The following is an 18333-nucleotide window of genomic DNA, read 5'->3' on the forward strand; positions in this document are numbered from 1 at the left end:
AGTCTCGAGGGACCGCCCCGTCACCTGGGGCGAGCCGCTGGACGTGGGTGCCCCACCGAGCGCGCCTTCATCGCGGCCTTGCGCGCCGCCTTGACGACGGCCTGGTCGTCGTGGGCGGTGGCCAGCATGTCGAGCACCGCGATCGTGTCGGGATGGCCGACCGCGGGCATCTCGCCGACCAGTTTGATCAGGTCCTCCCCTGGCTCGGGCGTGTCGAGCCGGCCCGCGGCCGGGCCTGACAGGTGCATGAGGGCGGCCAGGGAGTCGACCGCGATCCAGGTGTGGTCCGCCGGGCTCAACGGCGGGGCCTCGAGGTCGCGGATGTGCAGCCAGGAGGCGGCGTAGCGGCGCATCAGCGGGTGGTCGAGCGCCTCCCTGACGGGCTGCTCCGCCTCGGGGCCGAGCTCCTCCAGGATGGCGCCGACCGCGCCGCGCTGGCCGGCCGTGCCGGACGCGGCTATCTCGATCAGGTCGCGGGCGGCGGACTCGGGCGGGCGGCGCTCCAGCCAGCCGGCGACGGCGCTCTGCGTGGCCGAGCCCTTGACCAGCGCCTCGACGAGTTCGGCCGCGGACAGGTCGGCGAACACCTGCACCTCGGCGGCGGTCGGCGCGTCATGGCCCTCGCGCAGCAGGTCACGGCGGATGGCCCAGACGCCGAGCGGGGTGAGCGCGGTGCGGCCCGCGGCGGTCTGCTCGACCAGGCCGCAGTACGCGAGCAGCGCCAGCGCGTCGAGCAACTCGGCGGGCAGGGCGGCGGCGATCCTGCGCATCTCGACGGGGCCCGGCGCGAAGGCGACCTCGTGGGACTGGAGGATGCCGCGGGCGAGGTTGGCGACGGCGACGCCGGAGCGTACGGAGTAGATCGTGGCGAGCATCTCGGCCAGGTGGACGTCGACCACGGCCGAGCCGGTGAGGCCCTCGTCGGCGCGGTCGAGCACGTCCATGACGACGCCGTCCCAGAGCTCCAGGGTGGCCTCCACGGTGAGCCGCATCGACAGCGGCCCCCTGGAGGCCCGGCCGCCGGCGATGCGCAGCAGCCCGGCGTTGACGGCGACGATCCAGGCCAGCCGCAGCCGCGTGGGGACCAGACCGAGTTCCTGGGCCGCGGCCGCGGCGTCGGCCTCGCTCAGGTGCCCGTCGGCGCCGGCCTGGCGGCTGCCGGTCCAGGCGGTGAGCCTGATGGCGTCGGCCACGAGGGGCACCGCGGGCACCGCCCTGGCCAGATCGGCGTCGGGCGCCAGCAGCACCGGCGGGAACGTCAGCGCCTCATGCTCCACGCGAGTCTCCTCAGGTGGCCGTGGAGGCACGGCGGCCTGCTCATCGATCAGCTTGCGCAGCTCGGCGAGGTCGAAGACGTTGTTTGCCACCCACGAAACTTACTGCACAGGAGTCACATGCACGTACTCAACGGATGGCTCGGGAGCGCGCTTTGAACGCCGCCTTGCGCGCCGCCTTGGCGACCGTGTCATCGGGAATGAACCGGCCGAGCAGCTCCAGAACCTCGACCACGTCGGGGTGGTCGACCCGCCACATCTCCTCGATCATATGGGCGGGCGGGCCGGAGGCCGCCATGTTCTCGGCGAAGATCTCGGGGTCCTCCTCGGCCGCGGGCATCGCCAGCGCCAGCATGTCGATGCTGACCCAGAGCAGCTCCTCCTGGGTGAGCGGCGGCGCGGGCAGCCCTCTGGCGGACAACCAGTGGATGGCGTGCGGCCGCAGCTCCGGGTCGTCGAGGTGGTCGCGTACCTGCGGCGCGGCCTCGGCGCTCAGCCGGTCGACGATGGAGACGGCGATCCCGCGGGCCACGGAGGGCGCGCCTGAGGCGGCGGCCAGCAGGGTGGCTGCGGCCTCGCCCGGAGTCCTGCCGGTCAGCCAGCGGCTGATGTCGTCCTCGGCGATCTCGGTGGGCACGCCGTCGAGCAGCCCTTCGATGAGCCCGAGCGCGTCGGTCTCGGCCAGGTCGGCGGCCTGCGGAGCGTCGAGCCCGAGCGAGAGGTAGTGCTCGCGCAGCCCCCAGACCGCGAGGGGGGTGAGCTGGGCGCTGTCGCCGCTGACCTGGAGCATGCCGTGCCAGGCCAGCCGGTCAAGCACGGCGGTCAGGTCGATCTCCCCGTCGCCCGCGATCTCCCCGAGGTAGTCGCCGATCACGGTGACCGGGACCCGCACCTGGAGCCGGTAGAGCATGTCGAACAGGTCATAGAGGCCCTCGTCGAGCTCGGGCCATCCGGTGACCGACCCCTCCGTGCCGTGCTCGACGACGCGGGCCACGGCCTGCGCCCACGCGGCCAGCGGGTCGCCGTCGTCTGGCAGGGGCTGCTCGGCCAGCATGGGAACGCTTGGCAGCGCGGCCGTCAGATCCTCGGGCGGGGCCAGCCGCGCGGCGGGCAGGGGTGTGCAGCCGGGACAGTCGCAGGGCGCCTCCCCCAGGTCGGGCAGCTCGCCGGACGGAATGGCGATCGACTGCTCGAGCGATTCGGGGCCGATTGAGCTGAAAAGGCTCTTGGCCATGCCGAAGTTGGCGGGGTCGGCGAGCGCCTCGGTCATGCGCGGCGCGATGTCGTCGAGCCTGGCCCGCATCCGCATCGCCGTCGGCTCCGGCACCGCGCCCGCCGCGCTGAGGTAGTCGACCAGGGTGCGCGCGGCGGCGACGGTCTCCTGCGCGCTCTCGGGGGGCGCGATGACCTTGCGCGGGTAGATGGACAGCAGCAACTCGTCAAAGGTCTCGGGGGTGAAGTCGCCGAGTTCGCTGACGTTGAGGTAGTCACTGGAGTAGTCGCAGAGCAGGCGGACCTCGTCCGCGTCCACTTCGACTTCCCGCGCGCGCCCCCAAGCACGCAGGTCGTCGATGACCTGGTTCACCCATTCGATCGACACAGGGGCACGCTAACGGCTGGCCAACGGATGAGCGAATCGGGGAAATGGTCTAAATCAGGTCGAGTGGGTCGACAGTCACCCTCACGACATCCTGCGTCTTACGCGCCGCACGCACCCCACTGGCCCCCTTGAGCGCGGCGGCCAGCGCGGAGCCGCCGCCGCGGCGCACCCGGATCATGGCGCGTTCCTGGCCGGTCTCGTCGACGGGAACGGGGCCGAGCACCTGGGCGCCGGGCGGGAGGCGTACTTCGTCGAGCATCTGTCTGACGGCGCTCGCCGCGCCGGTGAGCGTCGCCATCCGCACGGCCGGGGGGAAGCCCAGCTCTGCGCGGTCGCCGAGTTCGCGCTCGGCGTGGGTGACGGGATCCCACCTCAGCAGAGCCTGTACGGCGGGCAGCGCGGCGTCCCCCAGCACGACCAGCTCGGCGGCGGGGCGGAGCAGCGCGGCGGCGTTCATCCAGCGGCGCAGCGCCTCCTCGGCGGCCCGCAGGTCGGCCCGGCCGAGCAACGCCCACGTGTCGAGCAGCACGGCCGCCGCGTAGCCGCCTTCGGCCACCGGTTCCGCGCCGGGTGTGGCGACGACCAGTGCGCGGGCGGGCGGCACGGTGGCCAGGACGCCGTCACGGCCGGACGTGCGCACCTGCACCGAGGGGAAGGCCCGGCCGAGCTCCTCCGCGGTGCGCCTGGCGCCGGTGACCGCGGCGCGCAGCCTGGGACTGCCGCAGGACGGGCACCGCCAGTCGGCGTCCACCCGGCCGCACCAGCGGCAGTAGGGGGCCGCGTGGCCGCCTCTGAGCGCGAGCGGACCATGGCAGAGCAGCCCTGGTCCCGACAGGCCGATCGAAGCGCCCCCCTCGTCCTCGGCGCGCGCCCGTCCAGGACCGGTGAGCGGGATCGCCCCCGCCATCGCGGAGCGCGGCTCCGGGGCGCCGGCGGGCTCGCGCGTGGGGGGCAGGACGCAGCGGGCGGGGGTACGGCAGTGCCGGCAGGCCAGCGCGGGCAGGTATCCCCGTCTCGGAACCTGCACCAGCACGGGCCCGCTCTCCAGCCCCTGGCGCAGGGCCCGCCAGGCGATGCTGGGCAGCCTGGCCTGGCGGGCGGCCTGGTCCTTGGCCAGTTCGGCGTCCTCACCGGCCGGGCGTACCCGGGGGGCGAGGGTCCTGATGGTCGTGCGGGCGGCCACGATCGGCCTGGCCCAGCGGGTGGCGACGAGTTGCGTCGCCTCGGCGGTGCGCGTGTAGCCGCCGATGAGCATGGCCGCGCCCGTCCGGTGCGCCCTCAGTCCGAGGACCTCGCGGGCGTGCGGGTACGGGGACAGGCGTTCGGCGTGCAGGTCGTCGCCGTCGTCCCAGATGGCCACCAGGCCGAGCTCGGCGACGGGGGCGAACATGGCGGCCCTGGTGCCGACGACGGCGCGTACCTGGCCTCTCAGCACCTTCAGCCACCGCCTGTACCGCTCGGCCGGGCCGAGGTCGGCGGTGAGCGCCACGTGCCTGCCCGCGCCGAGCAGCCGCTCGAACTCGCGGTCGGCCAGCGTCACGTCCTTGCCGTCGGGAACCACGACGACCGCTCCCCTGCCGCCGTCCAGCGTCGCCCGCACCGCCTCGGCCACCGCGACCGCCCAGCCTCTGGCGCCGGGCAGGGCCGACCACACCGCGCGGGGCACCCGCCCGTCGCGCAGCGCGTCCAGGAACGAGGGGCCGGTGGGGTACGCCTCCCAGGCGCTCTCGTCCGGCGCCTCGGGAGTTTCCGAGACGACGACGGCGGCGGCTGCCGAAGACGTTTCCGAGGCGATGCCAGCGGGTGCTGAGGGCGTCTCCGCAGCGGCTGTGGGGGGAGTCTCTGAGGCGGCCGGCGGCTGGGGCGTTTCCGAGACGGCGGCCGGCGCCTGGGGTGTTTCCGAGACGGCGGCCGGCGCAGGGGTCTCCGCCTCGGCCCTGGCGTGGCGGGGCGGGACGGCGAGGCGGAGCACGTCGGCCAGGGTGCCCGCGTACCGGTCGGCGACCGCTCTGGCCAGGCCGGCGATCTCCGGCGTGAGCACCTGCTCAGGGGACACCACGCGTTCGAGCGGGGTCAGCCTGCCGTCGTGGTCGGTGTCGTCGGCTCGTTCCAGCAGGAACCCGTCGACCAGCTTGCCCGCGAACCGCACTCGCACCCGCACCCCCGGCGTGGCCGTCTCGTGCATGGCGGCGGGCACCAGGTAGTCGAAGGGCCGGTCGAGGTGTGGCAGCGGGTTGTCCACCGCCACCCTCGCCACGGGCTGCTCGGGGGCGGGGACGGGAGCCCCTTTGGTGTCCTTCGACGACGCTGGGGGCCGCACGGCGTCGAGCGGCAGGAGGGCGTCGTCGGAGTCGGTCACGCCTAACGTCTACCAGACCCGACCACCCCGAACGCCCGCCGCCACCATCACGGACAACCCGCCGGCACATGGCTCAGCGGCGTTCCGGCCCCCACCCGGCCACCTCCGCGAAGAGACCCCGGTGTCCCGCCCGCTCCCTGATTCTTCGTGAACGAACGAAGCCAGTAACCGGCGGCGAAAGCGGGCAGCCGGGTCCGCCGGTCCCGGACGAGATGGACGACCGCCGAGACCCTTGTGTCGCCCTGAACAAGTCACGGGCCACCGCGAGGCCGGCAGCCCCCTGGGGGCATCACAACGCCAAGCGAGAGGCCCGGACACGGAGTGGCACTCCAGATGCCGCAACGCCAGATATCGCCAGACACGGCAGCACGAATAGGACCGAACACCGCAACGCCGGTCAGCGCCCCGAACACCGCAAGGCCACGGAGCGCCCGGACACCACAACGCGGGGTGGTCCGGACATCGCAACGCCACAGACGTCGCAACGCCAGGAGGCCGGGCACCGCAACCTCACGCAGCACCCCGGACACCCCAACACGGAACTCCCCCGGACACCGCAACGCCTGGGAGCGGGCCTGGTGCCGTGACCGCCGGCGTCTCGGAGGAAGCCCGGGACGCCGGCGGCTGGGCAGATGTCAGAGGCCGGCGGCCGTGCGGAGGGTCTCGGCGCGGTCGGTGGACTCCCAGGAGAAGCCGTCGCGGCCGAAGTGGCCGTAGGCGGCGGTCTCCGAGTAGATCGGGCGCAGCAGGTCGAGGTCGCGGATGATCGCGGCCGGGCGCAGGTCGAACACCTGCAGCACGGCGGTCTGGATCTTCTCCACCGGCAGCTTCTCGGTGCCGAAGCACTCCACGAACAGGCCCACGGGCTGGGCCTTGCCGATCGCGTACGCCACCTGAACCTCGCACCGGTCGGCCAGCCCCGCCGCCACGACGTTCTTGGCCACCCAGCGCATCGCGTAGGCCGCCGAGCGGTCCACCTTGGACGGGTCCTTGCCGGAGAACGCCCCGCCACCGTGACGAGCCATGCCGCCGTAGGTGTCAATGATGATCTTGCGACCGGTCAGGCCCGCGTCGCCCATCGGGCCGCCGATCTCGAAGCGTCCGGTCGGGTTGACCAGCAGCCGGTAGCCCTCGGTGTCGATGTCGAGGCCCGCGAGCACCGGGTCGACCACGTGCTCCTTGATGTCGGGCGTCAGCATCTCCTTGAGGTCGATCTCGGCCGCGTGCTGCGTGGAGACGACCACGGTGTCGAGCCGGACGGGGGTGTCGCCGTCGTACTCGATCGTGACCTGGGTCTTGCCGTCGGGGCGCAGGTAGGGCACCGTGCCTGACTTGCGGACCGCCGACAGGCGCTGGGCCAGCCGGTGGGCGAGCGTGATCGGCAGCGGCATCAGCTCGGGCGTCTCGCGGCAGGCGTAGCCGAACATGAGGCCCTGGTCGCCCGCGCCCTGACGGTCGAGCTCGTCGTCTTCCTCGCCCACGCGGTGCTCGTAGGCGTCGTCGACGCCCTGGGCGATGTCGGGCGACTGCGCCCCGATGGACACCGACACGCCGCACGAGGCGCCGTCGAAGCCCTTGTGGGAGGCGTCGTAACCGATCTCAAGGATCTTCTCCCTGATGACGCCGGGGATGTCGACGTAGGTCTCAGTCGTCACCTCGCCTGCGACGTGGACCTGGCCGGTAGTGATCATCGTCTCGACGGCGACCCGGCTCTTGGGGTCGTCTTTGAGCATGGTGTCGAGAATCGCGTCACTGATCTGGTCGGCGATCTTGTCCGGGTGGCCCTCGGTGACCGACTCGGAGGTGAACAGGCGACGTGACAACTCAGTGGCTCCTCATGCAGCGGCTGCTGACGGATGTGATGCCCGGGACGGATGGACGCGCCAGGGCTTCGCCGAAGTCTAGCCCTACCCGGCGCCGAGTCGCGAAACTGTCCACCGTATGTCGCCGATCACAGGTCAGGCAGCGGATCGGGCGGAAGGATCTCTGGCGCGAAGATCTCCGCGTCGGCGGCGGAGACCACAGCGGCATACTCCTCATCGAACTCGAACGCCATCGAGCCCAACTCGATGATCGGTCCAGGCAGGATGGGGCCGAGTCTGGTGTGCCGGGGGAACTCCACGAACACCGCCACCGGCCGGTCACTCCTGAGCGTCCTGGTCGCCAGCACCGATATGGCCGAGTCGGTGACCACGATCAGGAAGTTCCCCACCGCCGCCGGTCCGGAGGCGGACGCGGGGAAGACGTAGTTGATCTCTCCTTGCTCACCGAGCAAGGTCCGACAACGATCTCTGACAGCAGAACCAACCGGCATTCCGCCCCCCCTTCGCCCTAAGTATCCGCAGGCGCGCGGGGGTGTCGCAACAGTTGATCGGGTAATTGGTCTTGCGCACTTCGTGCACCATGTGCGGTTCGTACGATTTGTTGCAGTTGAGTGGAATTAGTCCGATTTATTCAGAGAGACGCGCGGCGACCAGATCCCACACGGCGTCGGCGAGATCCTCCTTGGGCCCGAACGGCACCTCGACCGCCTCGCCGCCCGCCACCAGCACGGTGGCGGCGTTGTCCGCGGTGCCGAAGGCGAGGCCCTCGCCCACCTGGTTGACGACCAGCAGATCGCAGCCCTTGCGCGCGAGCTTGGCCTGCCCGTTGGCGAGCACGTCGTCCGTCTCGGCCGCGAACCCGACGATCACTTCCGGGTACGCCCGCCGCTCCCCCCCACCCGCTGCCCGCACTCCAGCGGACTCCAAGCCAACGCCACCCGTTCCGGCAACACCAGAGGACTCCAAGCCGGCGCCATCCGCCCCAGCAACACCAGAGGACTCCAAGCCGGCGCCGCCCGCCCCGCCACCGGACTCCGAGCCGGCGCCCCCCACCCGGGCGCCACCGGGCTCGGGACCGACGCCACCAGCCACGGCTCTCACAGCCTCGGCCGCCTCGGCCTTGCGGCGGAGTTCGCCGAGTTCGGCGAGGATGTCGGGGTTCTTGGCCAGGCGGATGGGCTCCGGGTCGCCCTCGGTCTTCTTGATCTTCGATTCGTGCCGGGTCACGGGCCTGAAGTCAGCCACCGCGGCGGCCATGACGACCACGTCGGCATCCCGCGCGGCGGCCAGCACCGACTCGCGCAACTGCGCCGTGGACTCCACCCGCACCACCGTGGCCCCCGCGGGATCGGGCAGCGTGACGTTGGCGGCCACGAGGGTCACCTCCGCGCCCCTGGCCGCCGCCGTGCGGGCAAGGGCGTAACCCTGCAGCCCGGACGAGCGGTTGCCGATGTAGCGGACCGGGTCGATGGCCTCGCGGGTGCCTCCGGCGGAGACGACGACCTTGCGCCCGGCCAGGTCGCGCGGCCGGCCGCGCAGGACGCGCAGGCAGACCTGGAAGATCTCGGCGGGGTCGGGCAGCCGCCCGGGGCCGGTGTCGGCGCCGGTGAGTCTGCCCACGGCCGGGTCGAGCACGACGGCGCCGCGCGAGCGCAGCGTAGCGACGTTGGCGCGGGTGGCGGGATGCTGCCACATCTCGGTGTGCATCGCGGGCGCGAACACGACCGGGCAGCGCGCCGTCAGCAGCGTGTTGGTGAGGAGGTCGCCGGCCAGCCCGTGGGCCGCCTTGGCCAGCACATCGGCGGTCGCGGGCGCGACCACGAGGAGATCGGCCTGCTTGCCGATCCGCACGTGGGGCACCTCGTGAACGTCGTCCCACACCTCCGCGGACACGGGGTGGCCCGACAGGGCGGCCCAGGTGGGCTCGCCCACGAACTTCAGGGCCTCGCGGGTCGGCACGACCCGCACCTCGTGCCCCGACTCGGTGAACAGGCGCAGCAACTCGCAAGCCTTGTACGCGGCGATGCCGCCGCTGACGCCCAGGACGACCTTCATCGAAGGGGTCAGACCGCGCCTTCGATGGGCTCGGCGTTGAGCAGGCCCTCGGAGACCTCGCGCAGCGCGATGGACAGCGGCTTCTCCTGGGCATGCGTCTCGACCAGCGGCCCGACGTATTCCAGCAGACCCTCGCCGAGCTGGGAGTAGTAGGCGTTGATCTGGCGAGCGCGCTTGGCGCCCATGATCACCAGGGAGTATTTGCTGTCGACGATGTCGAGCAGCGCGTCGATCGGCGGGTTGGTGATGCCCTCCGCGGCCGGGGTGGTGCCTGCCACGATGTCAGACCTCTCGGTTGGTGGTTGTCGTGACCCCCTGAGGGTCAGTCATCAAGGCTATCAGCCGATGGCACACACCTTGGACACTCGTGTTCACCAGGGTGAGGTCGAACTCCTTCTCCGCGGCCATCTCGACCCGCCCGGCCTCCAGCCGGCGCGCGATGACCTCCTCGGGCTCGGTGCCGCGACCGCGCAGCCGCTTCTCCAGCTCCTCCCAGCTGGGGGGAGCCAGGAACACCAGCAGCGCCTCCGGCATGCTGCGCCGGACCTGCCTGGCGCCCTCGAGGTCGATCTCCAGCAGGGTCGGCACGCCCTCTGCCAGCTTCTTCAGCACCGGCTCGCGCGGGGTGCCGTAGCGGTTGCCCGCGAACTCCGCCCACTCGAGCAGCTCGCCGGCCTCCACGAGGCGGTCGAACTCCGCGCCGTCGACGAAGAAGTAGTGGACCCCGTTCACCTCGCCGGGACGGGGTCTCCTGGTGGTCACCGAGACCGACAGCCACACCTCGGGGTGTGCCCGCCGGAGCTCGGCGACGACCGTGGACTTGCCGACGCCTGACGGCCCGGAAAGGACCGTCAGCCGTCTCTCACTCGAAGGCAGGAAGCCGACCTCCACTCCCGATCCGACCGCCTCGTGGGCGCTGACTTCGCCGGACCAGAACCTGTCGGTCACTTCCTACCCCCGTTGAACCTGCGCTTTCGTGTGGAACCGAGACTAGCTCTCGTTGCCACCGAACTCGCGCTCGAGGGAGGCCCTCTGGTTCGCGCCGAGACCCCGCACGCGGCGGGACTCGGCGATGGCAAGCCGCTCCATGAGCTGCTTGGCGCGGACCTTGCCCACGCCGGGGAGCGATTCCAACAAAGCCGACACCTTCATCTTGCCGATGACGTCGTCGGTCTGCCCATCCTTGAGCACCTCAGCCAGAGAAACCGCGCCATGCTTGAGCCGGTTCTTGACCTCGGCACGCTCTTTACGGGCCTTGGCAGCCTTCTCCAGGGCTGCGGCGCGCTGCTCAGGGGTCAGGGGAGGAAGAGCCACGCCGGGTCACCTCGAATTTCTGTCGATGTACTCGGACGGGAAGGGAAACTAGCTGGTCATCGCCCCCTAAGCAACGTCAAGAGCGGTTTCTCTCGTCACAAAATCCACTTCATCACTCTGCGTGATCGTAAAATCACACACTGCTGATCAAATCGCCCTCACTTCCCGCTTAGCCCGTCGGGGCGCGACGGTGTCGCGAAACGCAACGATGATCACGCAGCGCCCACACCCTAATGTCCGAAACCCACCCCACACCAGGCCCGAAACCCTGATGAAGATCGCGTACGAGAGCCCGCCGGCATGCATTATGATCTTGTTAGCGGAGGCCCGCAGCCGGGGGCGAGAACGGGGGTTCGGCGCATACCGTCATGCCTCGGGCACGTCACGACATAGGTGGATATCGGGCGCCATGCCCGAGGACGGAAGCGGCCGCCGATCGACCACGGAGGGGGTCGACGATGCGGTCGTCACGGCGAGCACCACGTGAGCCTTCACAACCGGCCATGACGGAGGGAGACCGACGTCGGCGCGTGCGGTGAAGCCGGCTCCGCCGTAAAAGATGGACCGAGAGATCAGACCGCGAGCGTGGACTGAGAGATCAGGCCGCAAGCATGGACCGAGAGATCAGACCGCGAGCGTGGACTGAGAGATCAGGCCGCAAGCATGGACCGAGGGACCAGGCCGCGAGCATGGGCTGAAGGATCAGACCGCGAGCAGCGGGATCACACGGAACGGCGCAGGGACGCGGCGATGGCGGCGGCGGCCGCACCCGGGTCTGGGGAATCGGTGATGGGCCGGCCGATGACGAGCAGGTCGGCGCCGTCGGCGAGCGCTTGTTCGGGTGTGGCCACGCGCATCTGGTCCTGCGTGGCGGCCCCCGTGGGCCGCACGCCCGGCGTGATGAGCGTGATCCCCGTCCCGATCTCCGCCCGCACCGCCCGCACCTCGTTCGGCGAGCACACCAGGGCCGTGGCTCCCGCCTCCACCGACAGGACGGCCAGGCGGCGCACCGCGTCGTCGGCGGGCCCGGCGAGCCCGATGCGGCCCAGGTCGTCCTCCGAGAGGGAGGTCAGGACCGTGACCGCGGCGATCATGGTGTGCGGGGCGGCCTCGACGGCGGCCTGGATCATGGCGGGCCCGCCGGCGGCGTGCACCGTCAGAATGGCCGGGCGCAGGCGGCCGACCGCGCGGGCGGCGCCTGCGACGGTGTTGGGGATGTCGTGCAGCTTGAGGTCGAGGAACACCTGGACGCCGCTGGCGCCGCGTACGGAGGCGATGACGTCGGGCCCGTAGCGGAGATAGAGCTCCAGGCCCACCTTGACCGTGCTGACGTGCGGCGTCACCAGGGCCGCCCACCGGGCTGCGGTTTCCAGGTCGGGAGCGTCGAGAGCGACGGCGATGGGTGCGGGAGTCAAGGCTTGCTCTCCTTGGAGTCGTTCAATGGTGCTGTCTTCAGAAGCGGAGGTCACGACGCGCCTTCCTCGGAAACGACCAGCAGGTGCCGGGTGCGGGAGTCACGGCATGGTGTCCTGGGAAACGACGGGAGTCACGGCGCGGTCTCCTCGGAATCGACGGGAGTCACGGCGCGGTCTCCTCGGAATCGACCAGCAGGTGCCGGGGGGCGCTTCCCGGCGGGCGGTGGGCCAGGCCGACGGCGTCGGCCAGCCGCTGGAAGCCGCGGGCCCTCAGGAGGTCCTCGAGTTCGCGTTCGATGCGCAGGCAGGCGTACGGGTCATGGAACAGCGCCGTGCCCACTCCGACCACGCAGGCGCCCGCCAGGACCAGCTGGAAGGCGTCCCTGCCGGTCATGACGCCGCCGATGCCGATCAGCGGCACGCCGGGCAGGGCGGCGTGGACCTGCCAGACACACCGTACGGCGAGCGGCAGGATCGCCGGCCCCGACAGCCCACCGGTGACGGCGGCGAGCGAGGGGCGCAGCGCCTCGGTGTCGATGGCCATGCCCAGCGGGTTGTTGATCATGGACAGCGCGTCGGCCCCCGAGTCCACGCACGCCCGCGCGACGGACACGATGTCGGCCACGTCGGGCGCGAGCTTGGCGACGACGGGCACGTCGTAACGCATGATGGACCGCACGGAGGCGATCACCTCGGCGGCCGCGCTGCCCTCGCGGGCGAAGACCCGGCCGCGGTCCTCCATGTTCGGGCAGGAGAGGTTGACCTCGAGCGCGGTCACCCCGGGCGCGTCGGCGAGCCTGCGGGCCAGCTCGGAGTATTCGGCGACGGTGCCGCCGCCGATCGAGACGATGGTCTTGATGCCCCGCTGGGCCAGCCAGGGCAGCTCACGCTCCAGGAACGCCTCGATGCCCGGGCCCTGCAGTCCGACGGAGTTGAGCATGCCCGAGGGCGTCTCGGCCATGCGGGGCGTGGGCCGGCCCGACCTGGGCGCCATGGTGATCGAGCGGGTGGTCAGCGCCCCGAGCCGGTGCAGGTCGAAGAACTGGGCCAGTTCCCGGCCCGAGGAGGCGCAGCCGGCGGCCGTGGTGATCGGGTTCGCCAGCTCCACGTGCGCCAGAAATGTCCGCATATCAACTGACATGTCGTGCCCCGCCTCCGGGGGCGCCGAGCGCGTCGAACGGGATCGTTCCCACGTCCTCGAAGCGCACCCGCTCCCCCCGGAACACCGGCCCCTCCGCGCACGCCCGGACCATCCTGGTCACCCCGTCGTCCCCGATGACCGGCAGCACGCACGTCATGCACACCCCGATCCCGCAGGCCATCGACTCCTCGACGGCCACCTGCACCGGGATGTCGAACTCCATCGCCACCGCCGTCACCGCCCGCAGCGTCTCCATGGGCGCGCAGGCGTAGACGGCATCGGCCCGCGTATCGGCGATCACGGACGGCAGCGCGTCGGTGACCTTGCCGCGCAGGCCCAGCGAGCCGTCCTCGGTGGTCAGCGTGGTCGTCTCGGCCATCCTGCGGGCCCGCATCGCGCCGAACACGCGCTCGGCCCCGGCCGCGCCGAGCACGAAGTCGACCCGGCAGCCCCGCGCCAGCAGCGCGTCGGCCAGCGGGAACAGCACGGCGGAGCCGTACTCGGCGCCGACGAGCACGCAGTGCGCGGGGTCGCGCGGCAGCGGAAAGGGCCGCCCGAGCGGCCCGACCAGGTCGAGCGTGTCACGGGCGCGCCGCTCGGCCAGCCAGGCCGTGCCCGGCCCGCCGGTGGTGAAGACCAGCTCGACCGTGCCGCCGTAGTCGGACTTGACGTCGTGGATGGAGAACGCGCGACGCGTCACCATCGACGTGTTGGCCCCGCCGACCGCCACGGAGACGAAGTGACCGGGGCGGTAACGCTCGGCGATGCCGGGCGCCACCACCGTCAGCGCATGGTAGGCGTCGACCCGGCGCGTCGTCAGCACCGTGCCCGTCACCTGCACCGGAGTGCCGGCCAGTCGTCTTCACCTCCCGTGCGGGGTCAGCCCCGGAGTGCCTGCGCGTGCTCCTGGAGCGACCGTACGCCCACGTCGCCGCGCACGATCGCCTGGATGCCCGCCGCCGCGGCGGCGAGTCCCGAGACCGTGGTGATGCACGGGATGCCACGCAGCACCGCGGCGGTGCGGATGTCGTAACCGTCGAGCCGCGGCCCCGACTGTCCCGGGCTGCCGAACGGCGTGTTGACGATCAGGTCCACCTCGCCGTCGAGAATGCACTGCACGCTCGTAGGCTCACCTCCGGGCCCGGTCCCCTCGCTGTGCTTTCGCACGATCTTGGCATGGACGCCGTTGCGGCGCAGCACCTCGGCGGTCCCCTCGGTGGCCAGGATCTCGAATCCGAGATCCGCCAGCGCCTTCACAGGGAAGATCATCGCACGCTTGTCCCTGTTGGCCACGGATACGAACGCGCGTCCCTTGACCGGCAACTCGCCGTACGCGCCCGCCTGCGACTTGGCGTACGCGATCCCGAAGAACTCGTCGATGCCCATGACCTCGCCCGTGGAGCGCATCTCGGGCCCGAGCACCGTGTCCACGCCCCGGAACCGGTCGAACGGCAGCACGGCCTCCTTGACCGCGATGGAGGCGTCCAGCGGCAGCGTGCCGCCGTCGCCGGTGGCGGGCAGCATGCCCTCCTCGCGCAGGACGGCGATCGGCGTCCCGAGCATCACCCGGGCCGCCGCCTTGGCCAGCGGCACGGCCGTGGCCTTGGACACGAACGGCACCGTGCGGCTGGCGCGCGGGTTGGCCTCCAGGACGTACAGGACTCCGGCTGACACGGCGTACTGGACGTTCAGCAGGCCGCGCACGCCCACCCCTGCGGCGATGGCCTCGGTGGCGGCGCGGATGCGCTTGATGTCGGCGCTGCCGAGCGTGATGGGCGGCAGGGCGCACGCCGAGTCGCCGGAGTGGATGCCGGCCTCCTCGATGTGCTCCATGACTCCGCCCAGGTAGAGCTCCTCGCCGTCGTAGAGCGCGTCCACGTCGATCTCGATGGCCTCGTCGAGGAACTTGTCCACCAGCACCGGGTGGCCGCCCTCCTGGGCCGCCATGTAGGTGGTGAGGGTCTCCTCGTCGTAGACGATGGCCATGCCGGCGCCGCCGAGAACGTACGAGGGGCGGACGAGGACGGGGTAGCCGATCTCCTCGGCGATCTCCCGCGCCTCCGCCACCGTCAGCGCGGTGCCGTGCTTGGGCGCGGGCAGGCCCGCCTCGGCCAGCACCCGCCCGAACGCGCCGCGCTCCTCGGCCAGGTGGATGGACTCCGGCGAGGTGCCGACCACGGGCACGCCCGCGTCCATGAGCGCCTGCGCGAGCCCCAGCGGCGTCTGGCCGCCGAGCTGCACGATCACGCCCGCCACGGGGCCGGTCTCCTGCTCGGCGTGGAAGACCTCCAGGACGTCCTCCAGCGTGAGCGGCTCGAAGTAGAGCCGGTCGGAGGTGTCGTAGTCGGTCGAGACGGTCTCCGGGTTGCAGTTGACCATGACGGTCTCGAACCCGGCCCTGGCCAGCTCGAACGAGGCGTGCACGCACGCGTAGTCGAACTCGATGCCCTGCCCGATCCTGTTGGGCCCGGAGCCGAGGATGATGACCTTGCGCCGCTCGCCGTGGGGGACCTCGGTCTCCTCGTCGTAAGTCGAGTAGAGGTACGGGGTCTTCGCCGCGAACTCGGCGGCGCAGGTGTCCACGGTGTTGTAGACCGGGCGCAGGCCGAGTGCGTGCCGCAGGTCGCGCACCCTGGCCTCGTCGATGCCGCGGAGCTCGCCGAGCTGCACGTCGCTGAACCCGAGGCGCTTGGCGCGTTCGAGCACCTCTGCGGTCATCTCGGCCGCGCCGGCCACCGTCCGCGCCTCCTCGTCGAGCAGGAAGAGCTGGTCGACGAACCACGGGTCCACGTTGGTGGCCTCGTGGACCTCTTCTGGCGTGGCGCCCGCCCTGATGGCCTGCTGCATCGTACGGAGCCTGCCGTCGTGCGGGACGCGGCAGGCGTCGAGCAGCTCCGCCTTCTCCCCGGGGTCGCCCGCCCAGGTGAAGGAGGAGTCCTTCTTCTCCAGGGACCGCAGCGCCTTCTGCAGCGCCTCGGGGAACGAGCGGCCGATGGCCATGGCCTCGCCCACGGACTTCATGTGCGTGGTGAGCGTCTGGTCGGCGCCACGGAACTTCTCGAACGCGAACCGCGGCACCTTCACCACGATGTAGTCGAGCGTCGGCTCGAAGGAGGCCGGCGTCTCCTTGGTGATGTCGTTGGGGATCTCGTCGAGGGTGTAGCCGATGGCCAGTTTGGCCGCGATCTTCGCGATCGGGAAGCCCGTGGCCTTGGAGGCCAGGGCGCTGGAGCGCGACACCCGCGGGTTCATCTCGATGACGGTCATGCGGCCGCTGCGCGGGTCGACCGCGAACTGGATGTTGCAGCCGCCGGTGTCGACGCCGACCTCGCGGATGACCGCGATGGCGACGTCGCGCATGTTCTGGTATTCGCGGTCGGTCAGGGTCAGCGCGGGCGCGACGGTCACGCTGTCACCGGTGTGCACCCCCATCGGGTCGATGTTCTCGATGGAGCAGACGATGACGACGTTGTCGTGCTTGTCGCGCATGACCTCGAGTTCGTACTCCTTCCAGCCGAGGATGGACTCCTCAAGGAGCACCTCGGTGGTCGGCGAGGCGTCGAGCCCGGCGCCTGCGATGCGCCGCAGGTCCGGCTCGTCGTAGGCGAACCCGGAGCCGGCGCCGCCCATCGTGAACGACGGCCGGACCACCACCGGGTAGCCGAGCTCGCCCGCAGCGGCCAGGCACTCCTCCATCGTGTGGCAGATGAGCGACCTGGCCGACTCGGCGTTGAGCCCGTGCTCGCGGGCCACCTTGGCGACGATCTCCTTGAACCGCTCGCGGTTCTCCCCCGCCTGGATCGCGTCGAAGTCGGCGCCGATCAGCTCGACCGCGTACTTCTCGAGCACGCCGGACTCGTGCAGGGCGACCGCCGTGTTGAGCGCGGTCTGGCCGCCCAGCGTCGGCAGCAGCGCGTCGGGCCGCTCCTTGGCGATGATCTTCTCGACGAACTCGGGATTGATCGGCTCGACGTACGTGGCGTCCGCGAACTCGGGGTCCGTCATGATCGTCGCTGGGTTGCTGTTGACCAGGATGACGCGGAACCCCTCGTCCCGCAGCACCCGGCACGCCTGGGTGCCCGAGTAGTCGAACTCGCACGCCTGACCGATCACGATCGGCCCAGAGCCGATGACCAGGACGGACCTGATGTCCTCACGCTTGGGCACGGGCGATGACCTCACAGAACTCGTCGAAAAGGTAGGCGGCGTCATGCGGCCCCGCGGCGGCCTCCGGGTGGTACTGGACGCTGAAGGCGCGGCCGTTCAGCAGGCGCAGGCCCTCGACGCAGCGGTCGTTGAGGTTGACGTGGCTCACCTCCGCCGCCCCGAAGGGGGTCTCGAACGGGCCGTCGAGCGGCGCGTCCACCGCGAACCCGTGGTTGTGCGCCGAGATCTCCACCTTCCCGGTGCGCACGTCCTGAACCGGCTGGTTGACGCCCCGGTGCCCGTAACGCAGCTTGTACGTGGACAGCCCCAGGGCCCGCCCGAACAGCTGGTTGCCGAAGCAGATCCCGAAGAACGGGACCCCGGCCTCGAGCAACCGCCGGAGCGCCGAGACGTCCGCCGTGGCGGGGTCTCCCGGCCCGTTGGAGAAGAACACCCCGTCCGGCTCGACCGCCATGATCTGCTCGTACGTCGCCGTCGCGGGCAGCACGTGCACCTCGCAGCCGCGTTCGGCCATCCGGTGCGGCGTCATGCCCTTGATGCCCAGGTCGACGGCCGCGACCGTGAACCGCTTCGCGCCGATCGCGGGCACCACGTAGGGCTCGGCGGTGGCCACCTCGGCGGCCAGGTCGGCGCCCTCCATGCGGGGCGAGCGGCGTACGCGCTCGACGAGGTCCTCCACCGGCTCTGACGGCGCGGAGAAGATGCCGGCCCGCATGGCGCCGCGCTCGCGCAGGTGGCGGGTGAGCGCCCGGGTGCCGGACATGGCGATGCCGACGACGCCCTGTTCCTTGAGGTAGTCGCCGAGCGAGCGGTCGGCCCGCCAGTTGGAGACGACCCTGGAGGGCTCGCGTACGACGTAGCCGGCGACCCAGACGCGCCGGGACTCCGGGTCCTCGTCATTGACGCCGGTGTTGCCGATGTGCGGCGCCGTCATGGCGACGATCTGCCGGTGGTAGGAGGGGTCGGTAAGGGTCTCCTGGTAGCCGGTCATGCCGGTGTTGAAGACCATCTCGCCGAACGTCTCACCGTCGGCGCCGTATGGGGATCCCTGGAAGACGCGGCCGTCTTCCAGAACCAGCACCGCTCCTCGGGGGGCTTCGCCCCCCAAGCGCCCCCCAGAAAGCGAGGAGCCGCTACGCGGCACGTTCTTGAGCACGTCAGCGGGGCTGACGTCGTCAGCGGGGC

Annotated in this window: 14 protein-coding genes; all 14 read right to left on the bottom strand. The window is 71.3% G+C overall.

Annotation, left to right across the window (positions count from 1 at the left end):
• Positions 1-20 precede the first annotated feature (20 nt).
• Positions 21-1367, bottom strand: a complete 1347-nt coding sequence (locus tag ITP53_RS16245) for a hypothetical protein (protein ID WP_195896223.1) — start codon at positions 1365-1367, stop codon at positions 21-23.
• Between the two features lie 37 nt (positions 1368-1404).
• Positions 1405-2874 (bottom strand): hypothetical protein, encoded by a 1470-nt coding sequence (locus ITP53_RS16250; RefSeq protein WP_195896224.1) that lies wholly within the window; start codon positions 2872-2874, stop codon positions 1405-1407.
• 49 nt (positions 2875-2923) lie between these two features.
• Positions 2924-5233 carry a primosomal protein N' gene (locus ITP53_RS16255; RefSeq protein WP_195896225.1) on the bottom strand — a complete coding sequence of 770 codons (2310 nt, stop codon included), beginning with the start codon at positions 5231-5233 and terminating at the stop codon, positions 2924-2926.
• Positions 5234-5868: 635 nt separating this feature from the next.
• Positions 5869-7056: a methionine adenosyltransferase gene (gene metK, locus ITP53_RS16260; protein ID WP_195896226.1), complete on the bottom strand. Its 1188-nt coding sequence runs from the start codon at positions 7054-7056 to the stop codon at positions 5869-5871.
• 128 nt (positions 7057-7184) lie between these two features.
• On the bottom strand, positions 7185-7508 hold the full coding sequence (locus ITP53_RS16265) for a hypothetical protein (RefSeq protein WP_236050865.1): 324 nt from the start codon (positions 7506-7508) through the stop codon (positions 7185-7187).
• A 175-nt stretch (positions 7509-7683) separates the two neighbouring features.
• Entirely contained in the window at positions 7684-9111 is a 1428-nt protein-coding gene (gene coaBC, locus ITP53_RS16275) for a bifunctional phosphopantothenoylcysteine decarboxylase/phosphopantothenate--cysteine ligase CoaBC (RefSeq protein ID WP_236050866.1), read from the bottom strand.
• 8 nt (positions 9112-9119) lie between these two features.
• Positions 9120-9389 (bottom strand): DNA-directed RNA polymerase subunit omega, encoded by a 270-nt coding sequence (gene rpoZ, locus ITP53_RS16280; protein ID WP_043638590.1) that lies wholly within the window; start codon positions 9387-9389, stop codon positions 9120-9122.
• 4 nt (positions 9390-9393) lie between these two features.
• Positions 9394-10002 (bottom strand): guanylate kinase, encoded by a 609-nt coding sequence (gmk, locus tag ITP53_RS16285; protein WP_195896257.1) that lies wholly within the window; start codon positions 10000-10002, stop codon positions 9394-9396.
• A 99-nt stretch (positions 10003-10101) separates the two neighbouring features.
• Complete coding sequence (gene mihF / locus ITP53_RS16290) at positions 10102-10425, bottom strand: integration host factor, actinobacterial type (protein WP_020541698.1); 324 nt, start codon at positions 10423-10425, stop codon at positions 10102-10104.
• 722 nt (positions 10426-11147) lie between these two features.
• Positions 11148-11840 (bottom strand): orotidine-5'-phosphate decarboxylase, encoded by a 693-nt coding sequence (pyrF, locus tag ITP53_RS16295; RefSeq protein WP_195896228.1) that lies wholly within the window; start codon positions 11838-11840, stop codon positions 11148-11150.
• 163 nt (positions 11841-12003) lie between these two features.
• Positions 12004-12981, bottom strand: a complete 978-nt coding sequence (locus tag ITP53_RS16300) for a dihydroorotate dehydrogenase (RefSeq protein WP_195896229.1) — start codon at positions 12979-12981, stop codon at positions 12004-12006.
• The gene (locus tag ITP53_RS16305; protein WP_195896230.1) at positions 12971-13822 is read right to left on the bottom strand and encodes a dihydroorotate dehydrogenase electron transfer subunit; all 852 of its coding nucleotides are present in this window, start codon (positions 13820-13822) and stop codon (positions 12971-12973) included. The genes ITP53_RS16300 and ITP53_RS16305 overlap by 11 nt, the downstream gene beginning before the upstream one ends.
• Positions 13823-13860: 38 nt before the next feature.
• Entirely contained in the window at positions 13861-17148 is a 3288-nt protein-coding gene (gene carB, locus ITP53_RS16310; RefSeq protein WP_195896231.1) for a carbamoyl-phosphate synthase large subunit, read from the bottom strand.
• On the bottom strand, positions 17135-18256 hold the full coding sequence (gene carA / locus ITP53_RS16315) for a glutamine-hydrolyzing carbamoyl-phosphate synthase small subunit (RefSeq protein WP_195896258.1): 1122 nt from the start codon (positions 18254-18256) through the stop codon (positions 17135-17137). Before carA ends, carB begins: the two co-directional genes overlap by 14 nt.
• Between the last annotated feature and the right edge of the window lie 77 nt (positions 18257-18333).

The organism is Nonomuraea cypriaca (assembly GCF_015645445.1).
GTDB classification, from domain to species: Bacteria; Actinomycetota; Actinomycetes; order Streptosporangiales; family Streptosporangiaceae; genus Nonomuraea; species Nonomuraea cypriaca.

What these genes read in the sequence shown, in the direction of transcription:
- coaBC (WP_236050866.1), bottom strand. Translation starts at nt 9,111, where the DNA reads ATGAAGGTCGTCCTGGGCGTCAGCGGCGGCATCGCCGCGTACAAGGCT.
- ITP53_RS16300 (WP_195896229.1), bottom strand. Translation starts at nt 12,981, where the DNA reads ATGTCAGTTGATATGCGGACATTTCTGGCGCACGTGGAGCTGGCGAAC.